Origin of the sequence: Neochlamydia sp. AcF84 (assembly GCF_011087585.1) — a bacterium.
In the GTDB taxonomy this organism is placed as follows: Bacteria; Chlamydiota; Chlamydiia; order Chlamydiales; family Parachlamydiaceae; genus Neochlamydia.
Genome location: NZ_VJOT01000065.1, coordinates 1 through 2,260 on the forward strand (window position 1 = coordinate 1; position 2,260 = coordinate 2,260).

The 2,260-nt window shown below is 36.1% G+C and carries 1 pseudogene; it reads left to right on the forward strand.

Going from position 1 to position 2,260, the window contains the following annotated elements:
* Window positions 1-1,785: 1,785 nt before the first annotated feature.
* A pseudogene (locus NEOC84_RS07530) lies at window positions 1,786-2,260 on the forward strand (transposase); the annotation flags it as partial.

Consider the following 2,260-nt stretch of genomic DNA (forward strand, 5'->3'; position numbering starts at 1 on the left):
AGTAGGTCGCCGCCAAGCTTTTTTTTCTTTACTAAACAGCACTGCTAAAAACTTTTCTCCTTTCCTATTACTCTATCTTGCTTTGCTTATCCTTTTTTCCTTCCCTATTTGATATTTCAATAAATTTATTGTGCTCTCTATAGCCCCATACTTGGAAAATTCCATTTAAAGAGTTAGATTTTCTTTTCTTAATGAGAAATAACAGAGAAGAGAAATAGATGAGCTAAGAGAAGTTTTAAGCTCATCTTCAGATGACAAACGAGCAAGGCTTACATACTTTTGCTAAATTATCCCAACTCTTTTCGACGTTAAAAGTTTTAATCTTACCCACTCAACTATTGCTTTTCAAGGAAAAGCAAGACTAAACTCTCACTATAAAAGGCTACATCATTTTTTTTGTATATTAATAAGATAGAGAATTTGGCCCACCCTCTTCAAAATTAGCTATCAGCTCTCGCTTTCTAGCCCTATGGCCTGCCTTGCTAGGCATTACTTAGCAGCTGTTGGCATTGTTGCTTGGCTGTCCATACGGCAGACCTAAATAGACATTTTTGGCCACAGATCAAACTTATCTCAGCATTTTCAACTTTTAATCTTCTGAGGACAATGGGTAGCAAGCAGATGTGCTTATTACCATTTAGAAATGTGTGCTAAACTGAGAAAAAACTAAGCTGGTTTTATTCCCCTTTAAGAAGTGAGGGTTTTATTATGAAGAGGTTATTTAATCCAACGCTTTGTTGCTAAGATCAAAGCTTACTTATTTCGTCTTATAAGCCTTATCAAAGCTTTGATTACTCTCCAGCAGGGCCCTAGCTTAAAAATGACATGAATGGGCGCTAGGGAGCCACTAATGAAAGAATGCGGGTATAACCAGAATAAGTAATTGCTTAGGCTTTTAAAGGCCTTAAAAGGTCGCCTCATTTTATAATCGCTAGCTAAGCAGAAGATTCATCGCTTAATTTTAGGTGATTGAAGATTTAACGATCTTTAAAGTTAAAGTAGAGCTTCGAGTAATAGGGCTGAACTTGCCTATTTGCCATCCCTGCATGTGGCAGTCCAAACAAGCTCTTTAAAAACAAACCGGAAGCGTAAGCAAAACAAATCAGTTAGCTTACTTGGCAGTAGAGGAGTTATCTTAAGCGACATTATATTCAAAAAGAATGGCCATAGACTTAAATGCAAAGGTAGCCGAAATGAAGCGACAAAAGTTTTACTGCCAACTTTTAAAGCCGATCGAATTTTTTCTGGAGATCTATATAATTCCATGCAATAGAAAAAGCCTGGGCAGCTTTAAGCATGGCATCTAACTTGTGCTTAGTAGCTAACCTTAGCGAATGAAATACAGCAAAGTGGCATCAAAATGTTAGATTGCTAGAAAATCTAAAATAGCTTTTTTAAAGGCTAAACCTGTAGTTTTTAGTTGGAAAGTCTATCTCTGCCTTTATCTAAAAGGTCACTTCACCGGCCATGAGTGCTGGTAGCCTTGCATAAAACAAATAATTTTTTAGCAACTTTTTTTTGTAGATTATTAAGCTTCTAGAATGGGCGACAGCTGGGATCGTTTTATTTAGCGGCATCGTTAGCTTGATAGGAGTTATTATGTGCCTGCGTTCAAATTCTAATAAAGTTGAATTTTTTGGAAAGGAAAAGGGATGAAAATCTTAGAAGATAAACAAGAAAAAGAAAGGATAAAAATCAGCGATTCCCGCTGAAAAAAATTCCCTCTGTGATAAACTAAAAAAGAAATTTTTTTTTGTAAACCATTAGGTGAGGTTAGTTAGGGGAATGTGGGCGAAAGAGAAAAAATACCTTTGTGCTGCAGGTTTACTGGCCATCACACGTAAAGCTTTTACAAGGATCAATGAACCCAGTGTTTCTTCAAAGAAAGCTAAAGTTCCTCTTGTTGATTGTCTGATGAGTGGTCTTGCTTTGTTTGGTTTAAAGTTTCCCTCTTTATTGAAGTTTGATCAAAGAAAAGAAGAACCTATCATTAAACATAACCTTTCGACTCTTTACAAGATTGAAAAGGTACCATCAGACACTTATTTAAGGGAGCGATTAGATGTAATTTCTCCTTCTTTATTAAGAGGCACTTTTTGTAAGCTTTTTGCCCATTTACAACGCGGGAAAGTGTTGGAAAACTTCCTTTTTCTTAATAGCTACTATTTACTCTCTTTAGACGGAACAGGTGTTTTTTCTTCAGAAACTATTCATTGTAAGCATTGTTGTGAAAAAAAACATCGGGATGGAAGCCGCAGTT